Genomic DNA, 24,589 nt, shown 5'->3' on the forward strand with positions numbered 1-24,589 from the left:
AGACGGAAGGAAGAAGAAGGAGGAGGAGGAGTGGGTGCGTCGGGTGGCGGGGAAGCTACGGCGCGGAGCGGGAGGAGACGCCGTGCACCGCGGCGTCCAGGCATAGCTGGCACGCTGGTGGCCGGGGCGCTGAAGGGGGCAGCGCCCCGGCCTGTCCGGTGGCCGGTCTGTCGCTTGAGTCGATCAGCGGACGGTGCGAGTTCCGCGCAGTTCCCACTTCCTGGTCGGGATGCCGTCGTTGGCAATGTCGAAGGAGGCGGTCGCGTCGGCTGTCCAGTTCGTCGCGCGGGTCTTCACGAAGGCGATGCCATAGCCGCTGGCGCCCGAGGAGTAGGTCTTGGAGCCCTTCTCCCGGTCGTTGATCATGCTGGTCAGGTAATTCCGCTCGCAGATGCCGTAGGCGCAGTTGCTGATGCGCGTGCGGCCGTGTTCGGCGCGGACCAGGACATCGATATGGTTGAAGCGGGTGCCGCCGATGAAGCTGCTGGTGCCGTTCCAGGTCACCTTGCTCAGCCAGGCCTTGTAGTAGCGGTAGCCGCCGAACACGCCGGTGCGCTGGATACACAGGGTGGCCGAGACCCGGACGTCCGGTTTCCCGGGGAGGTTGAAGGACTTGCTCGTCGTGGAGCACTGCTTGGCCGTGGCGGCGTGTGCCGGTGCCGCGGTCGACATGAGGGTGCCGGTGACGGCGGCTGCCGCCATGAGCGCGGTCACGGTGGTGCGACGTGCAGACATGAGTGGGCATCCTTGAGAGACGAGTGCCGCCTGCTCGGGCGTCGGGGCATGCCAGAGGGCATGTCGACGCACCACGGCGGCAAGACGGAGGTTCGACGTGCCGCTGTGGGCCCTGCTGGTGGGCTCAGCGGTGCACGAAAGATCGCGTCATCAATGGCGTGACGCGTGAAGGCTGCGGGCGCGTGCTGACAGATGCTGCTGGTGGGGAGCTTGGCCGGCTTCTGTCAGCACCGCCTCGCGCAAAGGGGTACTACCCCTGAGCGGTCGGCGACCCGGCTGTGCCTGTGCCGACGGCGAGCCGGCCGGGGGTTGTTGACCTCCGGCGGCTGAACGTGGATGGGCTGCCTGCACCGCAATGAGCGACAGGTGTCGGCCTGGCGTTTCTACTGCTCGCTGAGGCCGCCGCCAGGTGGCTGATGACAGGTGTCACAGTGCTCCTCTGCTCGGTGTCCAGAGGGCGTTGGCTCAGGTCGACCTGCCTCGGCATCGTGCCGCCGGAGCTTTCCCTGTTGAAGGGTCGTGGTCTATTCTGAGCGCCGCCGACGTGTTCGAGCACGCCTGCGAGCCCCACGGATCTGACGGATCTGCTGGTGGTGACTCCGCACGAGTCAGTGGTGCCGGCGCTATAACAGTCCGGCACCAGCGCTTTGTGGCTGCATTCGGTGAAGAGCTCCACCTTTCAGGGTTATTGATCTGGTGTCAGCGGCTTTGCTTCGAACCGCGATGGCCACCGTAGACGCCGTGCAGGGCCCGGACCACTACGCCCGTGCACAGTTCCAGATGCCGCCCATATCGCATTGCACACCCCCGGTAAACGGAACACATGAACCCAACATCCCCAGCCGGACCACCGCATGCCGTACTGCCACGGCCCTCTCGTGTGATGGTGGTGGTTCTTCGCCTCCCGGCCGGGAACAGCGGCCTCGGAATGGCCACCGATTCCTCGTACAGGCACCGGCAGGCCCGGAATCCAGCGCATGTGACGGCCGCTGAGGTGACATCCTTTCACTGCTCCTCGCTCCGCGCTTGGTCGAGGACTTCGGCTGCCGCGGGCGCGGGTGCCCGGAGGCCGACACCGCGGTCTTCGCAGACAGGCCGCACAAGGCCTCCGCCGTGAACTGCGCACCCGCCTGTGAGGGGGTACTCGCGTGCCCACGAGTGTCACCTCCACGGCTGCCGTGGCCGGTTGGGGCTTGTCTGCCGAGGCGGTTCCGGACATGTTCGTCAGAGGTGGGCGGCGGTCACGGAGGCCCTGCGCCTGGCTGTACGTCTCGCCGTCGGGAAGCTCAGCCGCCGAATGCCGCGTAGCTTGCAGTGGTAAGCCCTGAGAAGATGATCAACCGCCGTGGCTTGAGGCAGGTGAACGCGCTGTGTATGTCCAGGCCGGCGGCGATCGCGTAAGGGGCTGCCATTGGGACGAGCAGGGCCACCGGCAGCATATCTCCGTGGTGACCACGAGCGCCGCAACAGCGCGCCAGGTGCGTATGTCGTGGGCTGTGAGGTTGCCGGCGTGGCGGAGGACCACGCTGGGGATGGTGTGCTGCCGCGGGCAGGGAGCTGGTCGCGGATCTGGCTGTAGGTGTGGACCCATTGGGCCAGGTAGAGGCGCGAGCGGAGTTTCTGCCAGGCGGAGTTTCGCCGCGTGCTGTCGCTCGTTCCAACCGGTCAGCTTCTCGAGGAGACCTGCAGCACGCCGCGGAAGGAGACGGGTGAGCCGAGGCGGGGAGTTATTTCCGGTAGGGGCTTCCTGCTTCCTGTGGTTGTGGGATCGTCGTCCCGAACATGCCGGGGACAAAGCCGTCTTGGGGGATCAGTGGGCGATGGTGGCGGAGAATGGATGGATCTGGCCGACGCGATCACGCTGTTGCGCGACCAGGTAGCCGAGGCGCAGCGGCGGTTCTCGGCCGAGGGCGACAGGGGGGTCTTCTTCTCCTTGGGAGAGATCACGCTGGAGCTCGGACTCGAGTTGACCAGCAGCCGGAATCTGGACGGGGGGCTGCGTTTCGCGGTCGTCAGCATGGGCGGCAAGGCGGAGCGGGCGAGCAAGGCCACTCACCAGGTCACGGTGCGGCTGGAGCCGCACGGTTCGGATCTCGGGCCGGTCAAGGTCTCCGATGAGGAGTAGACCGGTGCGGTAGCGGTCTGGGACAGCGGTAGGGGGCTGGGTGGAGTTTGACCGGCGGGTGCAGATCAGGGTCCACCGGCGGAACGGCACGGCATTCGGTTCCGGTTATCTGGTCGCGCCTCGGCTGGTGCTGACGGCTGGCCATGTCGTCGAGACGGCCATGGGGCGGGGCCCGACGCGGGTGTCTGTCTGCCGACCCGATGCGGGGAAGGACCAGTTCCCGGCGGCCGTCCGGTGGTGGCGCGTCGATGACGAAGTCGACGCGGCGCTGGTCGAGGTCGACGCAGTGCCTGAACCGGGTGGTGACGGCCTGTGCTGGGAGCCGCCCGAGTCGCTGGTTGACGTGCGTACCCGGCCTCCGCAGCGGTGGGGCCGGATCATCGGCACCCGGCCCCACCCGGTCACCATCGCCGGGTTCCCCCGCATGGAGAAGGACCCACGCACCCGCGACCGCTTCGACGGCCAGATCAGCGGGGAGATCATGCCGGGGACCGGCTCGCTCGCCGGACGCTACGAGGTCTTCAGTAAGGACGCGACCATCCCGGTGACCGAGGGACATGGCACTGGCTGGTCCGGGATGTCCGGTGCCGCCCTGCTGGCCGAGAGCCGCCAAAGTGGCCTGCTGTGCGGGGTGGTCCGCGAGGACCGTCAGGCCGTGGGCGGCACCCGGCTGACAGCCACCCCGACGTCGGCGCTGCTGGCGGACAAACGCTTTTCGGCGCTGGTCGCCGAGCACGGCGGGTGGCAACTCCTGCTGGAGGCCGCCGAACCGGTGGATCTGCTCGAACCGGCGGCCCGGGAGCGGGACCTGCGGTCGCCGGCCATGCTGCTGCGCGCTGACGCCGAGGCCGTGACGTTCCGCGGGCGGGAGGACGAGCTGCGCACGCTGCGGGACTGGTGCCAACGCGACGCCGAGGGCTTCTCGGTGCGGGTGATTACCGGGCCCGGCGGGCAGGGCAAGTCCCGCCTCGCCCGCCGGCTGAGCGACATCCTGCGCGAGGAGGGCTGGGTCACCGGGCACCTCCGGGCGGAACTGCATGACAGCGACCTCGCCCTGCCCGAGCTCAGGTCCCTGGAGACCGCGCTCCCCTTCCTGCTGGTCGTCGACTACGCGGATGCCCGGCCGAGCCTGGTACGCCGCGTCATCGACCAGCTCCGGAGCTGTCGCCACCGCACCCGGCTCCTGCTCCTCGCCCGCGCCGGCGGCACCTGGAAGACCGACGGCTTCACCGCCTCCCACGCCGACGAGATCCTCGCCAGGGCCCCGACGACCGAACTGGCGTCACTGGCACCCGAGGACGGCCCGCCCGGGACCCGTACCGCCCTGTTCACCGACGCCCTGGGCGACCTGGCCGATCTGTTGGAGGGTCTGCCGGGCCTGCCCGGTCGCCCGCCCGCGGGGTGGCCGATGCTCGCCAACTCCCTGCGCGCCCCGCAGGATCTGGGCGAGCCTGCGTACGAGTCCGTCCTCACCGTGCAGATGACCGCCCTCACCACCCTGCTGCAGAACGGCTCGGCGCCGGTCGAAACCGCGCCCGAGGAACCCGCCGAGGCCACCCTCCTGCGACACGAGCAACGGTACTGGGTGCGGGCCGCCGATCGACTCGGGCCGCTCGATCCGACAACCCTGCACCGGGCCGTCGCCGTCGCTGCTCTGTGTGGGGCGGCGGACCAGGCCGAGGCCCTCGCGGCCGTCGGCGTGCTCCCCGAGATCCCGCCCGCTCGGGCGGCGGACGTGGCGGCGTGGCTGCGCACCCTCTACCCGCCCGGTCCCGACCGGTTCTGGGGCGCGCTCCAGCCGGACCGCGTCGGTGAGTACCACGCCTCCCGTGCCCTCCTCGACCTCGATCCGCCACTCCCGCTGGCCGCCCTGTTGGCGTGTTCCTCCACCGACCAGCAGGTGCAACTGGTCACCGTGCTCGTGCGGGCCGCCGTCGCGCACCACCAGGCGGGCCGCACGGCCCGGACGGCCGGCGTCCAGCAGGCGCTGCTGAACGCCCTGGAAGCCACCGCCCCCGGTATCGAGGTGCTCCACCAGCTCCAGATCGTCGTGCCCTACGGGAACAACGGCCTGGACGGCCTCGCCCTGCGGCTCGCCGAAGACCACGTGGCCGCCACCCGCCAGCAGGCCGAGGACGGTTCGACGTCCGCACAGGCCGCCCTCGGGGTCGCCCTGAGCGGCCTCAGTGCCGCACTCAGCCGCACAGGCCGCCACGAGGAAGCCCTGCACACCGCGCAGGAGAGACTGCAAATCTGGCAGGACCTGGACAGAACCCACCCCACCCGTGACGTCCAGTACGCCCACGCGCTCGGCGGGCTGAGCTCGTATCTGCGCGCCGTCGGGCGCGACGAGGAGGCGCTGCGCTCCCTCGAACAGGGCGTGGACCTGATGGAGCGGCTGGCGAGGGCGGACCCGGATATTCGGGACGACCTCGCTCTCCAGCTACAGCTCCTCACCGACTTCCTCCGCAACCTGGGCCACCACGACAAGGCCACGCGCGCACTGCGCCGGTCCGTGGAGCTCACCCGACAGCTGGCCAGGACCGATCCCGCCTACGAATTCGAGCTCGCCCTCCGGAGCTCCAACCTCGGAACGCTCCTGGCCCAGTCGGGCCACCACAACGAAGCCCTGCAGGTCATGGCGGACTCGGTGGACGCCCACCGCCGACTGGCCCATCGCGACCCGCGCAACCGCGAGCCGATGCTGATCAACGCGCTCACGAACCTCAGCAACGCCCAGAAGATCGTGGGGCGCTCCACCGAGGCACGCCACACCATGCAACAGGCGATCGCCATCGGGGAGCACCGGCGACGGATCGGGCTCGGCAACAGCGAGACGGACACCGGCATCGTCCTCCATACGCTCCAGCTCAGCCGCTGGCAGGTCGAGGCCGGATCCGCGTCGACGTTCCTGGCCGCTCTGCGACGTGCACTGGACATCTGGCACCAACTCGACGAGGCGTCACCCGAGTACGAGCCCGTCATCGCCGAACTCCTCTCCCGAACGGTGAACCAGCTGACCGCCTACGGCCTCTGGGAGACGGCACTGGAACCCGCGATGACGGCACTGGACATCTGGAGCCGACTGGTCTGCCGGAACCCCGAGGCCCACCTGCCCGGCTTCGTCCTGGCGCTCGGCGCTAGAGATCAGGTGGCATCCAACGTCGAGGAGACATCGGTCCAGGCAGATCCCCTACTCGCGGCACTCGACCGCCACCTGGCGGAGCTGCTACCGGTCGCCTTCGAGGCGGCGCAAAGCGCCCTGCTCCACCACGGGTAACGCCGACCCGCCACGAAGTGACTTCGACGACGGCAGAATCCGGTCCCCGCCGGGCTGTCCAGCCATGTCCGATTCTCGCTGACCTACCCGTCGGCGTCAGGAACGCCCAGCAACACTCCCTCGACTGCGCACCGCAGCAGGCGAAGGCCGGTACGGGGGTCTGTGTAGCGAACGGCCCTGTCTCACATTCGGTGGTGACGGAGCGTACTGGTTCGTCGTTGACGTGACGTGCGGAATGTCAACATGCTTGTAGATGTGGTGTCTTCGGGTCTGTCCCCGCTGGTCATCGCGGATGTGGTCGACGAAGGTGAGCGGATCGTGGTGCGGGCACGGACTCCGGGGGACACTGCGGTCTGCCCGGTGTGCGGGGGCCCCCTCGGAACGCGTGCACGGCTATCACTGGCGGACAGTCGCGGACCTGCCGGTCGATGAACGACGGGTGGTGGTCCGTGTGCGAGTGCGGCGTCTGGTGTGTCCCACGCGTGGCTGCCGCCACACCTTCCGCGAACAGGTGCCCGGCGTCCTGGACCGGTACCAGCGACGCACCGCTCGTCTGACCAGGCAGGTAAAGGCCGTGGTCAAGGAGTTAGCGGGCCGGGCGGGGGCACGTCTGCTGGCGATACTCACCGTGGGCCTGTCGCGTCACACTGCCCTGCGCACCCTGCTGCGCATCCCGCTGCCCACCCGGCGGGTGCCCCGCGTGATCGGCGCCGACGACTTCGCCCTGCGCCGGCGTCACCGCTATGCCACCGTGATCATCGATGCCGAGACCCATGAGCGGATCGACGTGCTGCCCAGCCGCACGGCCGACACCCTGGAGGCGCACCTTCATGCTGCCGAGATCGCAGACCAGAAGGATGCGGGTGATCAGCCCGTCCTTGGTGACCCACACGTCGGCGGTCGCCGGAAGCCTGTCGCCGATCTTCACCATCGGCTCTTCCACCTTCTCGCGACGCTTCTTCACCATCCGCAGCAGCAAAGGCTTGTGGTTCAGCTTCCCGGTGTAATGCCGAGCCGGAACTCCGTTCACCTTCTCCTCGCCGCACCCGTCACCGCCCTTTGGGAAAGGCCACCGATGACCACCGAGCACACCAACCCCGTCCCTGACCCTCTCGATCCCGCTGTCCACCGCCGACGCCCAGGCCCTGGGCGACGACGTCGGGCAGCTCGCCATGCTTCTCGGCACCGTCGTGCGCGGCCTCTCGCAGTGGCGGGACGAGCACCGACGACCTGGCGACGACCATCCTGATGTCCAGCGGCCCGCTCAACGGCCTGGAGGGCATCCGGGACGCCGCAGTGCGCCAGCACGCCGCACAGGGCGGCTCGTACGGCGCGCTGGCAAGCTCCATGGGCGTCACGGGCCACCGCGCAGTACCGCCGCGACGCCCTGGTGAAGAAGGACCCGAGCGAGATGGAGAAGTGGGCCACCGGCCGCTGAATCCGGTGCGGCGGCGCCTTGGTACCGGTTTGCGATCCGGAGCTGAGCGTCTTCCAGATCAGGAGTCGAAACGGCGACTCAGCGAGATGGGCGTCGTTGCCGAAGCGTGGAGAACGCCCAGCAACTCGACTTCGCCAGCCTTGTGGTGACGGGGCATAACGCGGACTTCCAGCCGCCGACGGAGCCCTGCGCCCTCGGGGCCGCGAGCCGGATCCCCGCGCCGCCCATACCCCAAGTAGGGCCGGCGGTCAGCCTGAAAGGTTATGGGTACTGGTTCGGCTCCGGATCGCTACGGTCGATCCGCGTGCCGATTCGGGTGCGCGTCGGTCCTTAGTAATCTGGAGCTGAAGGCTTATGGGCATGCGAAGGAAGCTGGCAGCGGGCGCGGTATCGCTGAGTGCAGCTCTGGCGTTCACGGGAACGGCACCGATGGCGACCGCGACGGCGGCCGGCCAGTGCCCGTACTCTGGCAGTCACCCGGAGCTGGAGTACGACGACGGTCGGAATTACTCCGCCGCTGTCAAGCACGCCCAGTGCCTGTGGAACGTCAACAACGCCAAAGCGGGCGGCGGGTCACGGCTCGCGGAGGACGGCCTCTTCGGATGGGGGACCAGGTCGTTCATCTGGCGGATCCAGTACGCCTGCGGGATTGACACCGACTACATCATCGGCCCGCAGACGTGGAAGTGCCTGCACCTCGACCAGAGCCCGAACCCCAAGAGCGTCCCGGGCGTGTGGCCCGTGGGGTAATCGCCAACCATGCCCTGGCAGCAGACCGACGGCTGGTCGCTGCAGGCGCCGTCGGTCGTCGAGCAGCTGCTCGGGCCACGCCGGCCCTCGGGCTGGGTTCTGCAGCAGTTGGGCAGCCCTCGCGGTGCCGCCCGGAGCGTCGTACAGAGACGGCTCCCATGGCCTACGAATGGAGTCCCAGCCGCAAGCGTTGAATCGCGTCGCCCCTCCCACAAACGCCCTCACTTCTCAAACAGCCCTGGCGGGACAAAACGCTCTTTTAGGCCCTTTCAGGGGCGCAAGCGCCGATTGGAAGGTGACTTCGGCGACGCCGTCGATCTTCCGGTCCGCGGGGATCGAGGTCTGCACCCCGTCGGTTGCCGGCCACCGGCCCGGGTTGTGCTCGGCGAGGTGGATCTGTCGGTACTCCTCCAGGCCCGGGGTGGCGGAGATGATCCCTGAGTGCGGTTCCTTCCAGTGGTTCATGCCGGTCTGGCGGGGCTGGTCGGTGCGTACCCACAGCAGGATCGAGGAAGTGAGGTGCTTCTTCTTCACGCCCAGCTGAGCGGCGGACGGTGAGGTGCGCAAGTGCTGCCTTCTCCTTCTGGTCGCCGAACGGGCAGTTGTGGTGTTCGCCAGAGGTCAACGGGCGAGGAACTCGACCGCGAGGGGGTCGAGCTGCTGGTGGAGGTCGTGTAACGCATGAGAGGTCCTTGCACGAGGGGTGGGAAGGGGGCGCGCCGCGGTGGCAGGGTGAGCGTCAGCTTGCGTTCGGCTGGGGTGCCGCGGACAGGCTCTGCTTGACGTACCGGCTGGTCTCGTCGGCGAGGATCTCGGGCAGGCCGGCCTCGATGCCGTACAGGGCCTGGGCCGCGACGTCGGCGGCGGCGACCTTCTGTTCGGCGGGGACACCGGCGGCCATGTCGGTGTCCATGTAGCCGACGTGCAGCGCCGAGACGGTGATCCCGCGCGGTGCCAGCTCCTCACGGGTCGCGTCGCTCAGCGCCCAGGCGGCGGCCTTGGAGGCCGCGTAGGAGCCGAGGCCTGCCGGGTGGAACCAGGACAGGGCGGACAGGACGTTGAGTACGGCGCCGCCGCCGTTGCCCTCGATGACGGGGGCGAAGGCGCGGGTCGCGGCGAGCGGGCCGAAGAAGTTGGTCTCCATCTCCCGGCGCACCTCATCGGTGTCGCCTCCGATCAGCATCGCGCCGGTGGAGATGCCCGCGTTGTTGATCAGCAGTGTCGCGTCGGACGCCACGCGGGCGGCCTCCCGTATCGACGCCTCGTCCGTGACGTCCAGCCGCAACGGGATGACGCCCGGCACGTCGACCGTCTCGGGGCGTCGGGCCGCCGCGTACACCTTCGCGCCGCGCTCTACGAGCTGGGCGGCCAGGTGCCGCCCGAGGCCCCGGTTGGCGCCGGTGACGACCGCGACCGTGTTCTTCAGTTCCATGCCTGCTCCTGGTCTTCGGCGGGCGCCGTCGAGTCGCACGCCACTTTTAGATTACGACCACAATCTAAACATGGGGATACGATAGATGCCAGTCGACATCCAAATGGGAGGTGGCCATGGGCCGCGTATCACAGACGCAGGCGCAGGAGAACCGCAGGCGGGTGGTGGAGACCGCCTCCCGGCTGTTCCGGGAGCAGGGCACCCACGTGAGCGTTGCCGATCTCATGAAGGCGGCCGGTCTGACCCACGGCGCCTTCTACAAGCAGTTCGCCTCCAAGGAGGCGCTCGTCGACGAGGCGACCGCCCATGCCTTCGCCGAGCTTGCCCGGCGCCATACGGCCGGGCTTGAGCGGTACGACGGGCAGCCGGATACCTCTCAGCGAGCCCTGATCGACGCTTACCTCTCCGTCCAGCACCGTGACGACCCGGCGGGCGGCTGCCCGGTCGCAGCCCTCGCCGTCGACGTCGCACGCGGGGGCGAGGGCCGCGAGGCCCGCCGCACCTACACCGAGGGGGTGGCCGACTTTGCCGCGTTCCTCGCCCCGGCCGGGGCCGCCGGCGAGGGCGAGGACGGCATCGCCCGGCTGTGTACCTTGTTCGGTGCGCTGGTGCTGTCCCGGGCCACCGCGGGTTCCCCACTCTCCGAGGAGATCCTCACCGCCGCGCACGCGGCCCTGACGGAAGGCGACTGACCGGGGGCCGGGGCCCCGGGCACCGCGCGGCGTGTGCGCGCCGGTCGCACCCACCGTCGAACATCGCGGGCACCCGCGAGGGGCCGTGATCGCCCTCGGTCGGCCGTAGCGCTGCCGGCCGGAGCGTCACCGGCGCAAGCGCGGCAGTACGACCGCCAGCTGGTCTCGGATGTCACGCAGGATCGCGTCGACGCTCGCGGTCGCGTTCACGCTCGCCGCCATCGCGAGGAACAGTACGGCGGACACGACGCGCGCCAGCGTCGCGGCATCGCTCTCGCTGAGCCGCCCGGCGCGGCCCAGGGCGGCGGCGACGGCCTCCTTGGTGCGCGCGGTGATGGCCAGGGCCTGGTGGTGGCGGGGCTCGGTGGGGTCACCGAAGACCATCTCGCGCAGAGCCGCACGCCCGGGTCGTAACGAGCGGGCGGCTCGCCGGCCCACCGCGCGGTCGCATACCCCCGACGCGACGATGTACGCATACCGAGTGCGCCATCACTGGGATAGACGCAGCCACCTTTCGGTGGCGGTACCGGAGCGCTTAGGGCGTGCAGATCTTTAACTCGTCTTCTTGACCTTGGTTTGGGTGGGGTCGGAGGCGAGGAACGTAGCGACGTCGGCTGGTGTAGGGACTGTAAATCGTTCGGTGTAACTCCCGATCATGGAGGATGCATCGATGACCAGTGAGAACGTGTCCGAGTCCGAGGCCGTTGAGCCCATGAAGGCTGCGTCGGTGAAGGCCGTGGACGACCAGTTGATCGACGAGCTGGTGGGCCGTGCCCAGGCCGAGGGTCTGCAGCTGACCGGCGAGGGCGGGCTGCTGCAGCAGCTGACGAAGCGGCTGCTGGAGTCCGCCCTGGAGGGCGAGATCACAGACCATCTCGGCTATGACAAGCACGATCCGGCGGGGAAGGACGGTGGCAACTCCCGCAATGGCACACGCTCCAAGACGGTGCTGACCGACGTCGGCCCGGTGGAGATAACGGTGCCTCGCGACCGGGACGGCTCCTTCGAGCCGAAGATCGTCAAGAAGCGGCAGAAGCGCCTGACCGGTGTCGACGAGATGGTCATCTCGCTGGCCGCCAAGGGCCTGACCACCGGAGAGGTCCAGGCCCACCTGGCCGAGGTCTATGGCGCTGACGTTTCCCGCCAGACCATCTCCACCATTACCGACAAGGTGCTGGAGGGCATGGCCGAATGGCAGAGCCGACCCCTCGACCCGGTCTATCCGGTCGTCTTCGTGGACGCCATCAACGTATTCGTGATCTTGACGTTGACGGCGTCGACGAACAGGACCGGGTAGACGCTGTCCAGCGGGCGGTTGGACCATTCCGCCATGCCGTCCATCACCTTGTCGGTGATCGTGGAGATGGTGGCCTTGGACACGCTCGCCCCGTACACCTCAGCCAGGTGCGCGGAGATCTCTCCGTGGGTGAGCCCCTTCGCGGACAACGACAGCACCATCTCGTCCACGCCGGACAGCCTGCGCTGGCGCTTCTTGACGATGACCGGCTCGAACGTGCCCGCCACGTCCCGGGGCACCTTGACCTCTACCGGGCCGACATCGGTCAGCACCGTCTTCGCCCTGGTGCCGTTGCGGGAGTTGCCGCTGCCCCGGCCCTCGACGTCGTGCTTCTCGTATCCGAGGTGATCGGTGATCTCGCCCTCCAGGGCGGACTCCAGCACCCGCTTGGTCAGCTGCTGCAGCAGCCCGCCCTCCCCGGTCAGCTGCAGACCCTCGCTGCGGGCCCGGTCCACCAGCATCGCGACCAACTGCTCGTCACTCGTCGGCACCGACGCAGCCGCCGGCTCGACATCCGCGTCCGCTATCTGCTCGATTGTGGTGTCGCTCATCAGGCGTCTCCTTGATCATCGGATCCGCCGATCATTGAACACTCCCGCGCCGCCCAGGAGCCGTCCGCGCGGGCGCGGACGGTGACCGAGCGGCTGCGGCGCTGGCCGAGCAGGAGCCGGCGGCGATGTCTGGGGCGCTGGAGAGAGAAAGACGTCTCTGATGCCCACCACAGTCGGCGGAAGGCGCTCCGATCTGTGATCGGCGCATCTCGCTGGGTTGCCGTACTGGGCCGGTCGGGCGAGATCCGCGCACACTGGGACCATGCGCGGGACGATCGCCGCTGAGACGGCGGAGCGCGAGGATCTGCTTGCTGCGGCCGTCGTCAAAGCCGTCGCAGGAACCGGCGCGCACGCCGGGAGCGTCTTTCTCCGCTCCGGCGACCGCCGCTCGATCGTGCTCGCCGCGACGTGCGGGGTGCCGCCCTCCCTGCTGGGCGGCTGGCGCCTCATTCCGGTGAGCAGCCCCATCCCGGTCGCCGTGGCGTACAGCTCCGGGCGCACGGTGCACCTGGCCGACGCCGACGAGACGATGCGCCGGTTTCCTCAGCTCGCGTTGGCTCTGCCGCATTCCTTCGGCTCATGCTCCGTGCCGGTGGGCGCAGCGGGGGAGACCTTCGGGGCGCTCGCGGTCGTCTGGGGGGCGTCTCAGGGTGGCGAAGGGCTGTCCAAGGCCCAGCGCCGCCAGGTACGCACCATCGCCAACCGGCTCGGAGCTTCCCTCGACGCCCTCCGGGCCCGTACCGGCGATCCCGTCGAGTGCGACCCGCAGACGGTTCCCGTCGAGTTCCCGGCTCCCTCGGAATCGGCTGTGCGGGTCGGGTTGTTCGACTGGGACCTCGTCGCCGGCACCTTCACCGTGGACGACGAGCTCTGCGCGATCTTCGGTATCGACCCGCGCGCTTTCGACGGACAGGCCACAACGCTTGCTTCCCGCCTGCACCCCGGTGACCTCGCTGCCTTCCGGGCCGCGGCCCGCGGCGCAGCCGACGAGGGCCGGATCAACGGACGGCGGCTGCGCATACGAGAGCGAACGGGCCGTGGCGAGGCGTACCGGACCGTCGAGCTGTGGGGCCGCGTACCGGAGCCTGACGGCAGGCAGGCGCGCACCCATCTGGTCGGCGGGGTCGTCGACGCGCGGGCCGGCAGCGCGGCCGTTGCCGCGGTCGAGCGGCTCCGGGACGGGCTCTTCTCCCTCGCTCCCGACGGACGGATCAGCCACGCCAACCACAGGCTTGAACAGCTGCTGGGCGTGCGCGGCGACGAGCTGCTCGGCCAGTGCCTCTGGGACGTGCTGCCGTGGCTGTCCGACCCCGATTTCGAGTACCGGCACCGGTCCGCGATGATCTCGCAGACGCCGGTCTCCTTCCTTGCGTGCCGCCCGCCCGACCGGTGGCTCGCCTTCTACCTCCATCCGGAGGCGGACGGGGTGACCGGCCGGGTGGTCCCCGTGGAGCGTCCTGCCCCGGGTGCGAGGGCAGGGGCTGCCCCGGCCGCGACAACAGCACCTGCCCCATCGGCCGTGTCGGCACCCGCGGCCGCATCGGCGCGTCTCGGCGTCATGTATCACGTCCTCCAGCTGGGCAGTGCGCTGACCGAGGCAGTCACCGTCCGCGAAGTCTGCGACGTCGTCGCCGACCAGCTTCTTCCGGCCTTCGGCGGCCAGCAGCTGGCGATCTACGTGGTCCGCGAGGGAACGATGCATTTGCTGTTCCACACCGGCCACCACGAGAACTTCCCCGACTTGCCGGAGGGCGTACCTCTGCACGCCCGTCTTCCCGGTACGGAGGCTCTGACCTCCGGGGCCCCGCTCTTCATCGAGTCGCGGCAGGACCTCTCCCAGGGATACCCGGACATACCCACGGGCGAGGTGAGCTCCTGGGCGTATCTGCCGCTGATCGCCTCCAGTCGCCCCGTGGGCACCTGTGTTCTCGGCTTCGACGAGACCCATCCGTTCACCGCGAAGGACCGCGGCGTCCTCACTGCACTTGCCGGGCTGATCGCCCAGGCCCTGGAACGAGCGCGGCTCTACGACTCGGAATTCGCCCTCGCCCGCGGTCTGCAGCAGGCCCTCCTGCCACACCGGCTGCCGGCAGTCCCAGGCGCCCGCAGCACCGCGCGCTATCTGCCCGGCACCAGCGGAATGGACATCGGCGGCGACTGGTACGACGTCATCCTCACCGGTGACGGAGTGTCTTTCGTCATCGGAGACGTGGAGGGGCACAGCATCGCTGCCGCGGCAACAATGGCTCAACTGCGCAGTGCAGTACGGGCCTTCGCGGCGGTGGGTCTGACGCCCGGTGAGGTGGTGGCGGGCGCCAACCGGACCCTCATCGATCTCGATGCCGGGCTGCTGGCCAGCTGCTGCTACATCCGTTTCGACCCGCGCAGCCACCAGGCATACGCCGTCAGTGCCGGCCACCTCCCGCCTCTGCTCCGCCGCCCCGACGGGACGACCGACGTCCTCGACCTGGACGTCGGCCCTCTCCTCGGTGTGGATCGCACGAGCACCTATCCGGGAACCCGGCTCGGCCTCCCACCGGGCTCCGTACTCGCCCTCTACACGGACGGCTTGGTCGAGGAGCGTGGCACCGACATCGACGTGAGAATCGACCGACTGCGGGCATCCCTGGCCCACGCCCGCGCGGATTCACTGGACGAACTCGCTGACCGGCTCCTGCACGACGCCCGGCGCTCCCCGTACCGCGCCGACGACATCGCCCTGCTGCTCACCGAGTACGGTCCGGTCCTGGCGCCGGATGACGCATGAGCCAGGGCTGCAGTCCACTCGGCGTTGCTGGTGTACGGCCGCAGGGAGGCCCATTCTTCGAGCGGGGTGCGGTCGAAGCGCTCGACTTCGCCGTTGGTCCGGGGGCGGCAGGGCCGGACGCGTTTCTGGGCGATGGCGGCCGCGGTGAGGGTCTGGGTGAACAGCTTGGACTTGTAGCAGGCACCGTTGTCGGTCAGCACCCGCTCGACGGTGATGCCATGGCCGGTGGCCCGCTGCCGGTAGCCGATCGCTGTGCGCTGGCGCTCGTCGGTCAGGATCTCCAACCGTCGACGACCACTCCCGCCTTGCCTGATCACGGCAGGGCAGCGAGGCGACTGGCTGTGTCAGTTTCTCTCTGGGTTCTGGATCACTTTCCGTGAGGACGATCACCGGGGCAGAACCCCGGTGATCGTCCTCACGGAAAGTGATCCAGAACCAGCATCCCGTCGTCGAGAACACGCCCAGGATCCCAAAGAGGGCCTTCAGCTCGGGTGTAGGTAGTCGGCCACTCATCCGGTCCGGCATCTCGGGCGTCGAGGCTGGTTGAGGAGTCTCGAGCCACGGTCTGTCGGTTCGTGCATCACGTGGACTGCATTTGGGTTGTAACACTGCGGGCTGCCCGAGCGTGCTTATGGCAGGAAGCGATACAGGACAGGAACAGAGGCAGGATGTCGAGCGAAGCAGAGTTCGACGCCTTCTACGCTGCCACGGTCAAACGGCTGGTCGCCACAGTCTACGCGATGACCGGGGACCTAGCCGAGGCCGAGGACGCGGTACAGGAGGCGTATCCGCGGGCCTGGCAGAGATGGGGCCGACTCACAAACGAAGGGGACCCGCTGCCGTGGGTGCGCACCGTGGCGTCCCGGCTGGCCATCAGCACCTGGCGGCGTACCCGCAACCGGCTGCGTGCCCAGCTGCGGCACGGTCCTGCACCGGACCTGCCCGGGCTGTCTGCGGATCGCGTCGCCCTGGTGGCAGCGCTGCGCAAGCTGAGCGCGGACCAACGGAGGGCGGTGGTGCTGCACCATCTCCTCGACCTGCCGGTGGAAGACGTGGCGCGCGAGACAGGCTCCTCTAGCGGCGCGGTACGGACCAGGCTCAGCAGAGCTCGCAAACTGCTCGGCGCGCAGCTCGCGAACATTGACACATACGACGAGGGGGTTGTCGCGCATGACTGACGTGGAGGAACTGCTGGTCGGTATCCCAGTGAAGCTTGCGCCCGCACAGGCCGTACGCGCTCGGGGCGAGCGCCGCCGTGCACAGCAGCGGGTCGGCTTGGTCACAGCGGCGTTGATCGCCCTGACAGCGGCTGGTATCGGCTCGTGGACGGATCTGACGCCCGCTGGCCCGCACGGTTCCGACGTGGCTTCGGAAGGGGAGAACCCGTTCATGTCCCACGGCACGGTGCGGAACTTCAAGCACTCCGACCTTCCGATGCACAAAGTTCTGAACTGGAAAGTCGATGACAAGGACTCCGATGACGAAACATCCCAGGCCGCACTGCCGCAGGCCGGGTTGAACGGAGTATGCAACGGTTCGCCTGGCAACATCGAAGGGCCCCAGCAGCAGTTCACCAGCGCCTTCACCGGCAAGGGCGACGCCAAGGCACGGTACCGCGTCTCTCAATACGCGAACACCGATCAGGCCCTCGACGCCATCCGCGGGCTCGGGCAGACACTGCGCGACTGCGGCTTGAAGGAACACAAGGACGGGAGCTACAGCGGCATGCCGAACGGCAACGGCCCCCGGCTCGAAGTCAGCGTGCGGCACTGGAAAGCCTGGGTCGGAGTGGTCGAGGCGCAGTACAGCACGACACCCTGACCCTGTCAGGGAACGGCGCCCGCCTCGCGCCCGGGGAACGGCCACCATGAGGTTCCCCTCGTAGCGTGGAGTCCGTGACAGCAGGGGATGTTGGTTGTCATGGCGGAGAGGCGTCGCAAGTTCACGGCGGAGTTTCGTGAGGGGGCGGTACGGATCGTGACGGAGACCGGGAAGCCGGTCCCCGAGGTCGCGGAGGACCTGGGGATCAACGAGACGACCCTGGCGAGCTGGGTCTCGCGGGCGAAGCGGGCGGATGCGGCCACGCCGGAGGACAAGGAAGCGCTGGTCGCCCGGCTGACGGCGGAGAACGCGGCGTTGAAGAAGGAGAACAAGGAGCTGGGGATGGAGCGCGATGTCCTCAAACGCTGCATGGTCCTGTGGGTGAAGTAGCTGCGGCACCCGGCCGCCGTGGCCGGGGTGATCAGCGACAACAGGACCGAGCACGTCATCCCGCACACCGTCTCGTGCCGCACCCTGGGCGTGAGCGAGTCATGGTTCTACAAGTGGCGCGATCGCCAACCCGCCGGGCGTGAACTGCGCAGGCAGCGGCTGGCCGACGAGATCGAGGAGATCTTCACCGAGTCCGGTGGCACCTACGGGTCACAAAGATCTTCATCCTGCTGGTCCGTAAGGGCTGGCGTATCTCGGTGAACACCGTCGCGAAACTGATGGTCGAACTCGGCCTCGTCGCCTGGGTGGTCAGACGCCGAAGCGGGCTGACCAGGCCGGGGAAGCGGCCGGCTGCACCGGACTTCGTCAAACGGGACTTCACTGCCGAGGAACCTGATGTGGTCTGGGCAGGCGATATGACGGAGATCGTCACCGAGGAGGGCAAGCTCTACCCCGCCACGGTCATCGACCTGTTCTCCCGGCGCCTGCTCGGCTACGCGATGGGCGCCCACCACGACGCGGACCTGGTCGTCGCCGCGCTGAACATGGCAGCGGCCACCCGCGGCGGTGACGTCCGCGGCGTGATCTTCCATAGCGATCGCGGCAGCGAGGGTGGATTCAATCGGTCGTCGCAACACCTCGATCACGGAGGTGTCCGATGGGACGGTCGGCAGGGGGCGGATTCTGGCGGTCGTCGCAACACCGCTGGTGAACGACTACAACCCTGAGCCTAGCGAGTACGGCCACAGCGCCTTCAGCGACGGACCGACCTCGGGCCGCCGGGCGCGCGGATCGCAGCAGATCAGTGCGTCCGAGCAGCCGTAGGCTGTGCGCCATGTCGAACCTGTTCTTTCGCCGTCGCTGGGACGAGTCACGAGGCGACGAGTTCGACAGCTTGGGTCACTCCGTCTGGTACTTCGAGGTTGGTGACGACGGTTGGCCTGCACGGCAGGTGGAGGCGTACGACACTGGTCCGGTCCTCCGCTACGGGCCTGGGCATGAGGAGGACCGGTACGGAGGGCTGGGTCAAACAAGCCTGGACGACCTGGACGACGACTGGGGCCGTTACAAGACCGACCGAGGCGGGTTCGAGCGCGCCTGGCAGTCGGCCGGCGGCTGGGCGCAAGGGCGGCTCAGCAACGTGCCGCGCACTACGCGGCAGTTCAGCGCTCGTGATCTGCGCCGGTCGTCCCGCTCCCGCCGCGTGCCACGGTGGCGACGTAAACGAGTTGCGCCGGCTGTGGGTGGACCGTGAGGATTGTGCGCATGCCGCCCGTGAAGATCGAGATTCGGCCATACGCCAACGATGACTGGGACGCGATCGCGCGGATTCACGATGCCGCGCGCCTTGACGAGTTGCGCAACTCCGCCGGTGTCGAGGCGTTTCTGACGCTCGCGCAGACCGCTGAGAACGAAGGTCTGTTCGACGGCCAGTTGTGGGTGGCGGAGGCCGACGGGAGAGTAGCCGGTTTCGTCGCGCTCGACGACGACGAGGTCACCTGGCTGTACGTCGACCCGCAGCGCTACCGGCAGGGGATCGGCAGGGCACTGCTGCGCCACGCCGTTGCCGCCGCCGGACCGAGGGTTGAGGTCACCGTGCTCGACGGCAACCCGGCCGCCGAGGCGCTCTACGCCGCCGAGGGATTCGTCGTCACGGAGACCCGGACCGGCCCGCTGGTCGGCAATGAGGCGTTCACCGCCACCGGCCACATCATGCACCACGACACCGCGACGGCACCCACCAGCATCGCTGGCTGATTGAGGTCTTCGCACGGTCCAACCCTGCCGCCGGGACAAGAGCCCTACTCCTAGCCTGCGCGTTTCACTTGGGCTTGTGTCCGGATCATGAGCGGTAACGCGAAAGTGCCTTCTGAGCTGGGACGATGAGCCTTGTCGAGGGGTTCTTTCGGTCCAGGTGGAAGGTACTCTCTGCGTGCAGGGTTTCGGTTCTCGTCCCCGGCTTCATGTCTCCGCCGACGGTTCGGGGTGGTCGGAGATGCCGGGGCGCGGTTGCTGGCTGATCTTGCCGATGCCACCGGGCTGACAAGCGTGTACTCCAACGCCCTCAGGCCGCTTCGGCCACGCGGCACTGGTCATGACCCGGGGCGAATCGCGACCGATCTCGCGGTAATGCTGGCCGATGGTGGCGAGGCCATCACGGATCTGCCGTACTGCGGGACCAGACCGAGGTATTCGGCCCGGTCGCCTCGGCACCGACGGCCTGGCGCCTGCTGGACGCCGTCGACGAACACATACTGGACCGCCTGCGGTCGGCCCGAGCTCGGGCACGGGAAGTGGCCTGGCTGCAGGCATCCGAGACCCGCTCCGGCATACCAGCGACGAAAGCCGGCGGACGGGAAGTGCCCGGCCTGGTCCTGGACGTCGACGCCACGCTGATCACCTGCCACTCCCAGAAAGAGCAGGCCGCACCCACCTATAAAGGCGGCTTCGGCTTCCATCCTCTGGTGTGTTTCCTGGCCAACACCGGGGAGGGCATGTCCGGGCGGCTGCGGCCGGGGAACGCCGACGGGTGAATTCCGCCCGCTGCCGGTGCGCGAGCGCAAGATCCCCAAGCCCGGCGGGAGCGGGAAGATGCACAAGCTCGGCATCCCGACCGTCTCCGTCGCCCCGCGTGCGCGGGCCGCCTGGATCGCCCGACGGGCGCGGACCAGGCCGCTGCCCTCCTGCGGTGTGGTGCTGGGCCTCGGTGCCATGGGGTGTTTCCTCCTTTTGTGGGTTGCACGGCCGGTATCTCCGTGGCCGTGCCGGAGCGCCCTGTGTGCGGGCGCTGGGTGGATGGGTCCCGCACGGCGTGGATGGTGCGGGGCCCGGGCCGTGCCGGCCGGCGGGAGGTGCCGGCCGGTACGGGGGTTTCAGGGTGCGGTGGTGGCCGCAGGCGGGTGGGCGGTCTCGGCGCGGTCGAGCGCCCGGTGCAGTGCCCTGACGAGCAGGGCCAGGGACTGGACGTGTGCCAGGTGCCGTCCGGGTCTGCGCCGGGCGCCCAGGCGGCGCACCGCCTCGCCGCAGGTGTGCCGTCCGAGGTGCGCGGCCGGGTCGGCCGGCGGGAGCTGGGCGCAGGCGGCCGTGACCTTCGCGGTCAGGAGGCGCGCATAGGTGGCGAGTTGCAGGGCGATCTGGTCGAGGTCGGCCGACGGCGGAACGGCGTCGTCCCCCTGCCGCCGAATCAGGACGGTTTCGACGAGCTGCTCGTGGACCTGCCGGTCGAGCGAGGCCGCGGAGGCGAGGAGGACTTGGGGGCCGTGGAGGAAGCCGTCGTGCGGGTTCCTGTCCGGGCCGGCCCGGGTGGCGGGGTGATCGGGGGTGGATGGGTTCACCGGTTCGGGCACGATGGCGCCTCCAAGTCGGTTGGCTGTGGCGGGTGTTCCGTTACGGTGTGATGGGCTCGCATCACCCATAGAAGTCGTCGACGGGTAAGGCTTCCAGGTACCGCATGGGGCCTCGCGCACTGGCCCGGCCGGCCCCATCGCGGCCATGGCAGGAGCGCTGGGACCGGCGGAGTATCGGGGCCGGGTTCACGAGGAAAGGGGGGCGGGGTATGGGGCAGCGGCCGAATCAGCTGACGCCCGGAGCCGGCCCGTGGCACCGGTGAGGGCACGAACTCCGGGAGATCCGCATCTCCCGCCGGCTGTCCCAGCAGGGCCTGGCCACGCTCGCGTTGATCGACCGTTCCCACCTCGCGCGCTTGGAGCGCGCCGAGCGGCCGGTCCCCCGCCAGATCGCTGTGGTCGTCGATGAGGTCCTCGACGCCTGCGGGGCACTGGTCCGGCTGTGGGAGTGGGCCGAGAGACAGGAACCTCGCTCCTGCGCCAGCAACGGTGCCGGGCCGGTGAGGCCGGGGCATCGTCTGTCCAGAGCCCGGGCACGGGGCCATGGGGCCGGCACTGCCGCTGATGGGGCCAGCCCTGCAGTGGACGTCGCCTCCGGCATGGTCGGGCAGGCAGGCTCGGATCCTGACGACGCGGACACGGTCGTCGTGCCCTGCCGCGTCCACGGAAGGATCCTCTTCGTGCCCGTGCCCCGCCGCGTCGTCCTCGCCTCTCCGCTCGCCGGACTCGCCGTGACGGCACTCCCCGCCCCGGCCGCCGCGAGCAGCTTCTCGAGCGACATGGGCTCCCCCGTCGAGCACTACGCGCAGCTGCGCCGGCTGCTCATCCAGACCGACAACCTGATCGGCCCGCGGCACGCCCTGCCCGCCCTCCGGCAGCACCTCGTCCAGCTCACGCTGCGCCGCCGCACCGCCCGCGGACCGGACGCCGTGCGCCTCCTCGCGCTCGAGACCCGCTACGAGGAACTCGCCGGATGGCTGGCCCAGGACATCGGCGACGAGCGCACCGCCCACGGCCACACCGCCCGGGCCCTGGACGCCTCCCACATCACCGGCGACAGCGACCTGACCGCGTACATCCTCGGCCGCAAAGCCCAGCTCGCCGTCGACACCGGCCACCCCACGGACGCCCTCGGGCTCGCGGCCGCCGCCCGGCGCACCGCCCGACCGGGAAGCCGGCTCGAGGTCATCGCCGTCATGCACCAGGCCCACGCGCATGCCGTCCTCCAGGACGCCCCGCAGGCCCTGCGCGAGTACGACACCGCCCTCGCCCTCCTCGGCCGCACGAACGACGACGGGGTGTGGGGTTCCTGGCTCGACGAGGCCTACATCCACACCGCCCGCGCCCGCTCTCTCGCGGCGCTCGGCCGCTACGAGGAGGCCGCGACAGGGTTCGACACCGCGATCGCCGCCCTCCCCGCCGCATACCGGCGCGACCGCGGCGTCTACCTCGCCCGCGCAGCCCGCGCCCACGCCGGCACCGGGAACACCCTGCTCGCCGCCCGCATCGGGGTGCAGGCCGTCGGGATCGCGGCCGAGACCGGATCGGCCCGCATCATCGGCCAGCTCGACCGCCTCGACCACGCCCTGGCCCCCGCCGCCCGTGAACCAGGCGTCCCGGAGTCCGCGAGGCGCTCGACCGGATCGTCCTCCACCCCGCCTGAACCCCATCCACCCCATTCCGATCGTCCTGTTGGAGCCGCCCGTGTCCCGCCCCCACGTCCTGCTGTCCGCCGCCGTGTCCCTCGACGGGTACCTCGACACCCGCCCGGGCGAAGACCGGCTCATCCTGTCCAACCCCGAGGACTTCGACCGCGTCGACTCCGTCCGGGCGAGCGTCGACGCGATCCTCGTCGGTGCCGGCACCCTGCGCGCCGACAATCCCCGTCTGCTGGTCAACTCCGACCGGCGGCGCGCCGACCGGGTGGCGGCGGGGCTGCCGGAGTATCCGCTGAAGGTCACCATCACCGGCACCGGCGATCTCGATCCCGAGTGGAAGTTCTGGCACCACGGCGGCAGGAAGCTCGTCCTGGCCGTCGGCAGCAAAGCGGCGGACAAGGCGGGAAAGGCGCTCGGGGACCTGGCCACCGTCCAGGGCGTACCGCAGGACGCCACCTGGGAGGTCGCTCTCGATGTCCTCGGCGACGTCTACCAAGTGCGCCGGCTGATGGTCGAAGGCGGCGGCACGATCCACACCCAGCTTCTCGAGCGGCATCTCGCCGACGAGCTGCAGCTCGTCATCGCCCCGCTCCTCGTCGGCCAGAGCGACGCCGTGCGGATGCTCGGCCCGGCCCACTACATGGGCGGGCCTGCCGCCCGCCTCCAGCTCCTGGAAACCCGCCGGATCGGCGACGTGGTACTCCTCAGGTACGCCCCCAAGGACATCAGCACGGAGCCCCGATGAACCACTCCCCCACCCCGGGCGGCTGCGGCCGGCCCGGCCCAGGCCGTGAACCCACCACCGCGGACCGGGCCTGGCTCGCCGTCGCCTGCGAACTCGCCACCCAATGCCCCCCGTCCGACACCGCGTTCAGCGTCGGCGCGGTCATCGTCACCGCAGACGGCACCGAACTCGCCCGCGGCCACTCCCGCGAAAACGACCCGCACGACCACGCCGAGGAAACCGCCCTCGCCAAACTCCCCACAGGCGACCCCCGCCTCGCCGGCGCCACCCTCTACAGCTCCCTCGAACCCTGTGCACAGCGTGCCTCCCGCCCCACACCCTGCGCACAGCTCATCCGCGACACAGGCATCCGCCGCGTCGTCACCGCCTGGCGCGAACCCGACACCTTCGTCCCCGACGCGCAGGGCACCGAACTCCTCGAACACGCAGGCGCCACCGTCATCGAACTACCCGAATACACCGACGCCGCAAAAGCACCCAACCGGCACCTGCTGTAAGGGCTTGCCAGAAAATCGCTCGTTCGAGCGATCGCGGTCGGCGCTTCGTTCGAGGTCAGATCGTAAGGAGCAAGCTCAGAAGCCGTAGCCCAACCGAGCTTGACCGCTTGCTTTCTGCTGGGTCAGGAAGGGTTTCTGTTGGAGTAGAGGAGGCATGCGTCTTCTTGCTTCCGCTTTCGTGGTCGAAGGGTTTGCGGTGGCGCGTCGGTGTACGACAACGCCGGCCTTCAAGACCACAACCAGGTCTTAGAGGCCGTTCTCTTTCCGAACCTCGTGTGATGTCTTCGCTGGTCAGGCATGAAGTAGCTGCTGCCGCGGGAGCCTCGGCTTGTTGCCGGGCGAGAGGTTGTGGAGGTGGCGAATGCCGTCGATGCGGGCGGTTCTGGAAACGCGGCAGAAGGCCGCAGCTGTGCAGGTGAAGCAACTCGAAGATGAGCTGGAACGCGTGCGTGCCGCTCTTGCGGACGCGGAAGAGGTGCACCGGCGCCGGGTGATCGGCCTCGAGCAGTACTTGGAGGCGCTGGCCGAGGAGGAGGCACCCGTCCACGTGACCGGCGAGGTGTCGCGGAGGAAGCCGGTCGGACCGCGCCGGGCGGTGCCTCACCGGGGACACGCGACCGACGTGCAGGAGCTGTCGCCGGACTACCAGGCGTTGATGGCCGCGGCGGCCGATGCGGGAGGCGACGGGCTCGGTGCCCGGCGGGCAGCGGTGGTACTGGGCTGGGACAGTGCGTCCGCCTCCCGCGTTGAAGGAGCCAGGGCACGGCTGAAGCGGTTGGTGGAACGAGGCTGGCTGGTAGAGAAGAAGCCAGGCAGGTTCACGCTGCCGCTGTCGGAGCAGGAATCTGGTGCCGGGCGGCCAGGCGGCGGCTCATGAGCATGGCCATCGACCACAGAATGACGGCTTCGCTCGTGTCGGTGCGCCGTTCGTAGTCCCGGACCAGGCGCCGGCTGCGGAGGCACCAGGCGGTTGGGTCGGCCGCGCGGTGAGGTGCTCGCCGTGGGGCGAGTCCTGTTCCGCGCGGCCTCCCGCCGAACCGGACATGACGGTTTCCCGGTCATCC

Annotated in this window: 18 protein-coding genes and 7 pseudogenes; 18 read left to right on the forward strand and 7 right to left on the reverse strand. The window is 69.3% G+C overall.

The features are described 5' to 3' along the window. Nucleotides 1–183: 183 nt before the first annotated feature. Nucleotides 184–735 (reverse strand): hypothetical protein, encoded by a 552-nt coding sequence (locus tag ACWD01_RS32845; RefSeq protein WP_451167012.1) that lies wholly within the window; start codon nucleotides 733–735, stop codon nucleotides 184–186. 1,837 nt (nucleotides 736–2,572) lie between these two features. Between ACWD01_RS32845 and ACWD01_RS32850 the strand changes: the two genes are divergently transcribed. The 4 genes and pseudogenes from ACWD01_RS32850 to ACWD01_RS32865 all read left to right on the forward strand — a co-directional run bounded on the left by ACWD01_RS32850 (nucleotide 2,573) and on the right by ACWD01_RS32865 (nucleotide 8,328). Next, nucleotides 2,573–2,860 (forward strand): trypco2 family protein, encoded by a 288-nt coding sequence (locus tag ACWD01_RS32850; RefSeq protein WP_451167013.1) that lies wholly within the window; start codon nucleotides 2,573–2,575, stop codon nucleotides 2,858–2,860. A gap of 40 nt (nucleotides 2,861–2,900) precedes the next feature. Then, nucleotides 2,901–6,140 (forward strand): AAA family ATPase, encoded by a 3,240-nt coding sequence (locus tag ACWD01_RS32855; protein ID WP_451167015.1) that lies wholly within the window; start codon nucleotides 2,901–2,903, stop codon nucleotides 6,138–6,140. 243 nt (nucleotides 6,141–6,383) lie between these two features. Next, nucleotides 6,384–6,969, forward strand: a pseudogene (locus tag ACWD01_RS32860) (transposase family protein); the annotation flags it as partial. Nucleotides 6,970–8,007: 1,038 nt separating this feature from the next. Beyond that, a complete protein-coding gene (locus ACWD01_RS32865) occupies nucleotides 8,008–8,328 on the forward strand; it encodes a peptidoglycan-binding domain-containing protein (RefSeq protein WP_451167017.1) in 321 nt (106 codons plus the stop codon). 228 nt (nucleotides 8,329–8,556) lie between these two features. Here the strand turns inward: ACWD01_RS32865 and ACWD01_RS32870 are convergent, their stop codons facing one another. Next, entirely contained in the window at nucleotides 8,557–8,895 is a 339-nt protein-coding gene (locus ACWD01_RS32870) for a hypothetical protein (RefSeq protein WP_451167019.1), read from the reverse strand. A gap of 172 nt (nucleotides 8,896–9,067) precedes the next feature. Continuing rightward, on the reverse strand, nucleotides 9,068–9,760 hold the full coding sequence (locus ACWD01_RS32875) for an SDR family oxidoreductase (protein ID WP_451167021.1): 693 nt from the start codon (nucleotides 9,758–9,760) through the stop codon (nucleotides 9,068–9,070). A gap of 116 nt (nucleotides 9,761–9,876) precedes the next feature. Between ACWD01_RS32875 and ACWD01_RS32880 the strand changes: the two genes are divergently transcribed. After that, nucleotides 9,877–10,452 (forward strand): TetR/AcrR family transcriptional regulator, encoded by a 576-nt coding sequence (locus ACWD01_RS32880; RefSeq protein WP_451167023.1) that lies wholly within the window; start codon nucleotides 9,877–9,879, stop codon nucleotides 10,450–10,452. Between the two features lie 126 nt (nucleotides 10,453–10,578). On the opposite strand, the gene ACWD01_RS32885 is transcribed toward ACWD01_RS32880, so the two are convergent. Continuing rightward, nucleotides 10,579–10,836 carry a hypothetical protein gene (locus ACWD01_RS32885; protein ID WP_451167025.1) on the reverse strand — a complete coding sequence of 86 codons (258 nt, stop codon included), beginning with the start codon at nucleotides 10,834–10,836 and terminating at the stop codon, nucleotides 10,579–10,581. Nucleotides 10,837–11,164: 328 nt separating this feature from the next. On the opposite strand from ACWD01_RS32885, the pseudogene ACWD01_RS32890 reads away from it, so the two are divergent. Next, nucleotides 11,165–11,710 (forward strand): annotated as a pseudogene (locus ACWD01_RS32890) (transposase); the annotation flags it as partial. Here ACWD01_RS32890 and ACWD01_RS32895 read toward each other — a convergent pair. Next, a pseudogene (locus ACWD01_RS32895) lies at nucleotides 11,689–12,300 on the reverse strand (transposase); the annotation flags it as partial. The pseudogenes ACWD01_RS32890 and ACWD01_RS32895 sit on opposite strands and share 22 nt — an antisense overlap. A gap of 262 nt (nucleotides 12,301–12,562) precedes the next feature. Here ACWD01_RS32895 and ACWD01_RS32900 point away from each other — a divergent pair. Beyond that, on the forward strand, nucleotides 12,563–15,067 hold the full coding sequence (locus ACWD01_RS32900) for a SpoIIE family protein phosphatase (RefSeq protein ID WP_451167027.1): 2,505 nt from the start codon (nucleotides 12,563–12,565) through the stop codon (nucleotides 15,065–15,067). 2 nt (nucleotides 15,068–15,069) lie between these two features. Here ACWD01_RS32900 and ACWD01_RS32905 read toward each other — a convergent pair. Further along, nucleotides 15,070–15,348, reverse strand: a pseudogene (locus ACWD01_RS32905) (IS481 family transposase); the annotation flags it as partial. Nucleotides 15,349–15,735: 387 nt separating this feature from the next. On the opposite strand from ACWD01_RS32905, the gene ACWD01_RS32910 reads away from it, so the two are divergent. The 8 genes and pseudogenes from ACWD01_RS32910 to ACWD01_RS32945 form a co-directional block, all read left to right on the forward strand. Then, nucleotides 15,736–16,245: a SigE family RNA polymerase sigma factor gene (locus tag ACWD01_RS32910; RefSeq protein ID WP_451167028.1), complete on the forward strand. Its 510-nt coding sequence runs from the start codon at nucleotides 15,736–15,738 to the stop codon at nucleotides 16,243–16,245. Continuing rightward, nucleotides 16,238–16,888, forward strand: a complete 651-nt coding sequence (locus ACWD01_RS32915) for a hypothetical protein (protein WP_451167029.1) — start codon at nucleotides 16,238–16,240, stop codon at nucleotides 16,886–16,888. Before ACWD01_RS32910 ends, ACWD01_RS32915 begins: the two co-directional genes overlap by 8 nt. Before the next feature lie 99 nt (nucleotides 16,889–16,987). Continuing rightward, a complete protein-coding gene (locus tag ACWD01_RS32920; RefSeq protein ID WP_451167031.1) occupies nucleotides 16,988–17,278 on the forward strand; it encodes a transposase in 291 nt (96 codons plus the stop codon). An 18-nt stretch (nucleotides 17,279–17,296) separates the two neighbouring features. Further along, nucleotides 17,297–17,539: a hypothetical protein gene (locus ACWD01_RS32925; RefSeq protein ID WP_451167033.1), complete on the forward strand. Its 243-nt coding sequence runs from the start codon at nucleotides 17,297–17,299 to the stop codon at nucleotides 17,537–17,539. Then, the gene (locus ACWD01_RS32930; protein WP_451167035.1) at nucleotides 17,536–18,006 is read left to right on the forward strand and encodes a DDE-type integrase/transposase/recombinase; all 471 of its coding nucleotides are present in this window, start codon (nucleotides 17,536–17,538) and stop codon (nucleotides 18,004–18,006) included. The genes ACWD01_RS32925 and ACWD01_RS32930 overlap by 4 nt, the downstream gene beginning before the upstream one ends. A 107-nt stretch (nucleotides 18,007–18,113) precedes the next feature. Continuing rightward, the gene (locus ACWD01_RS32935; RefSeq protein ID WP_451167037.1) at nucleotides 18,114–18,533 is read left to right on the forward strand and encodes a hypothetical protein; all 420 of its coding nucleotides are present in this window, start codon (nucleotides 18,114–18,116) and stop codon (nucleotides 18,531–18,533) included. Between the two features lie 11 nt (nucleotides 18,534–18,544). Then, the gene (locus ACWD01_RS32940) at nucleotides 18,545–19,036 is read left to right on the forward strand and encodes a GNAT family N-acetyltransferase (RefSeq protein ID WP_451167039.1); all 492 of its coding nucleotides are present in this window, start codon (nucleotides 18,545–18,547) and stop codon (nucleotides 19,034–19,036) included. A 157-nt stretch (nucleotides 19,037–19,193) separates the two neighbouring features. Next, nucleotides 19,194–19,803 (forward strand): annotated as a pseudogene (locus ACWD01_RS32945) (transposase); the annotation flags it as partial. A gap of 348 nt (nucleotides 19,804–20,151) precedes the next feature. On the opposite strand, the gene ACWD01_RS32950 reads toward ACWD01_RS32945, so the two are convergent. After that, a complete protein-coding gene (locus ACWD01_RS32950; RefSeq protein ID WP_451167041.1) occupies nucleotides 20,152–20,613 on the reverse strand; it encodes a DUF6415 family natural product biosynthesis protein in 462 nt (153 codons plus the stop codon). Between the two features lie 326 nt (nucleotides 20,614–20,939). Here ACWD01_RS32950 and ACWD01_RS32955 point away from each other — a divergent pair. The 3 genes and pseudogenes from ACWD01_RS32955 to ACWD01_RS32965 form a co-directional block, all read left to right on the forward strand. Then, nucleotides 20,940–21,005: pseudogene (locus ACWD01_RS32955) on the forward strand (hypothetical protein); the annotation flags it as partial. Nucleotides 21,006–22,329: 1,324 nt separating this feature from the next. Further along, nucleotides 22,330–23,525: pseudogene (locus ACWD01_RS32960) on the forward strand (dihydrofolate reductase family protein). Between the two features lie 370 nt (nucleotides 23,526–23,895). Beyond that, nucleotides 23,896–24,402 (forward strand): hypothetical protein, encoded by a 507-nt coding sequence (locus ACWD01_RS32965; protein ID WP_451167045.1) that lies wholly within the window; start codon nucleotides 23,896–23,898, stop codon nucleotides 24,400–24,402. Nucleotides 24,403–24,589: the final 187 nt, after the last annotated feature.

The sequence above is a fragment of the Streptomyces sp. NPDC002835 genome, from assembly GCF_053591995.1.

What these genes read in the sequence shown, in the direction of transcription:
- ACWD01_RS32845 (WP_451167012.1), bottom strand. Translation starts at nt 735, where the DNA reads ATGTCTGCACGTCGCACCACCGTGACCGCGCTCATGGCGGCAGCCGCC.
- ACWD01_RS32850 (WP_451167013.1), top strand. Translation starts at nt 2,573, where the DNA reads ATGGATCTGGCCGACGCGATCACGCTGTTGCGCGACCAGGTAGCCGAG.
- ACWD01_RS32865 (WP_451167017.1), top strand. Translation starts at nt 8,008, where the DNA reads ATGGCGACCGCGACGGCGGCCGGCCAGTGCCCGTACTCTGGCAGTCAC.
- ACWD01_RS32875 (WP_451167021.1), bottom strand. Translation starts at nt 9,760, where the DNA reads ATGGAACTGAAGAACACGGTCGCGGTCGTCACCGGCGCCAACCGGGGC.
- ACWD01_RS32880 (WP_451167023.1), top strand. Translation starts at nt 9,877, where the DNA reads ATGGGCCGCGTATCACAGACGCAGGCGCAGGAGAACCGCAGGCGGGTG.
- ACWD01_RS32885 (WP_451167025.1), bottom strand. Translation starts at nt 10,836, where the DNA reads ATGGTCTTCGGTGACCCCACCGAGCCCCGCCACCACCAGGCCCTGGCC.
- ACWD01_RS32900 (WP_451167027.1), top strand. Translation starts at nt 12,563, where the DNA reads ATGCGCGGGACGATCGCCGCTGAGACGGCGGAGCGCGAGGATCTGCTT.
- ACWD01_RS32910 (WP_451167028.1), top strand. Translation starts at nt 15,736, where the DNA reads ATGTCGAGCGAAGCAGAGTTCGACGCCTTCTACGCTGCCACGGTCAAA.
- ACWD01_RS32915 (WP_451167029.1), top strand. Translation starts at nt 16,238, where the DNA reads ATGACTGACGTGGAGGAACTGCTGGTCGGTATCCCAGTGAAGCTTGCG.
- ACWD01_RS32920 (WP_451167031.1), top strand. Translation starts at nt 16,988, where the DNA reads ATGGCGGAGAGGCGTCGCAAGTTCACGGCGGAGTTTCGTGAGGGGGCG.
- ACWD01_RS32935 (WP_451167037.1), top strand. Translation starts at nt 18,114, where the DNA reads ATGTCGAACCTGTTCTTTCGCCGTCGCTGGGACGAGTCACGAGGCGAC.
- ACWD01_RS32940 (WP_451167039.1), top strand. Translation starts at nt 18,545, where the DNA reads ATGCCGCCCGTGAAGATCGAGATTCGGCCATACGCCAACGATGACTGG.
- ACWD01_RS32965 (WP_451167045.1), top strand. Translation starts at nt 23,896, where the DNA reads ATGCGGGCGGTTCTGGAAACGCGGCAGAAGGCCGCAGCTGTGCAGGTG.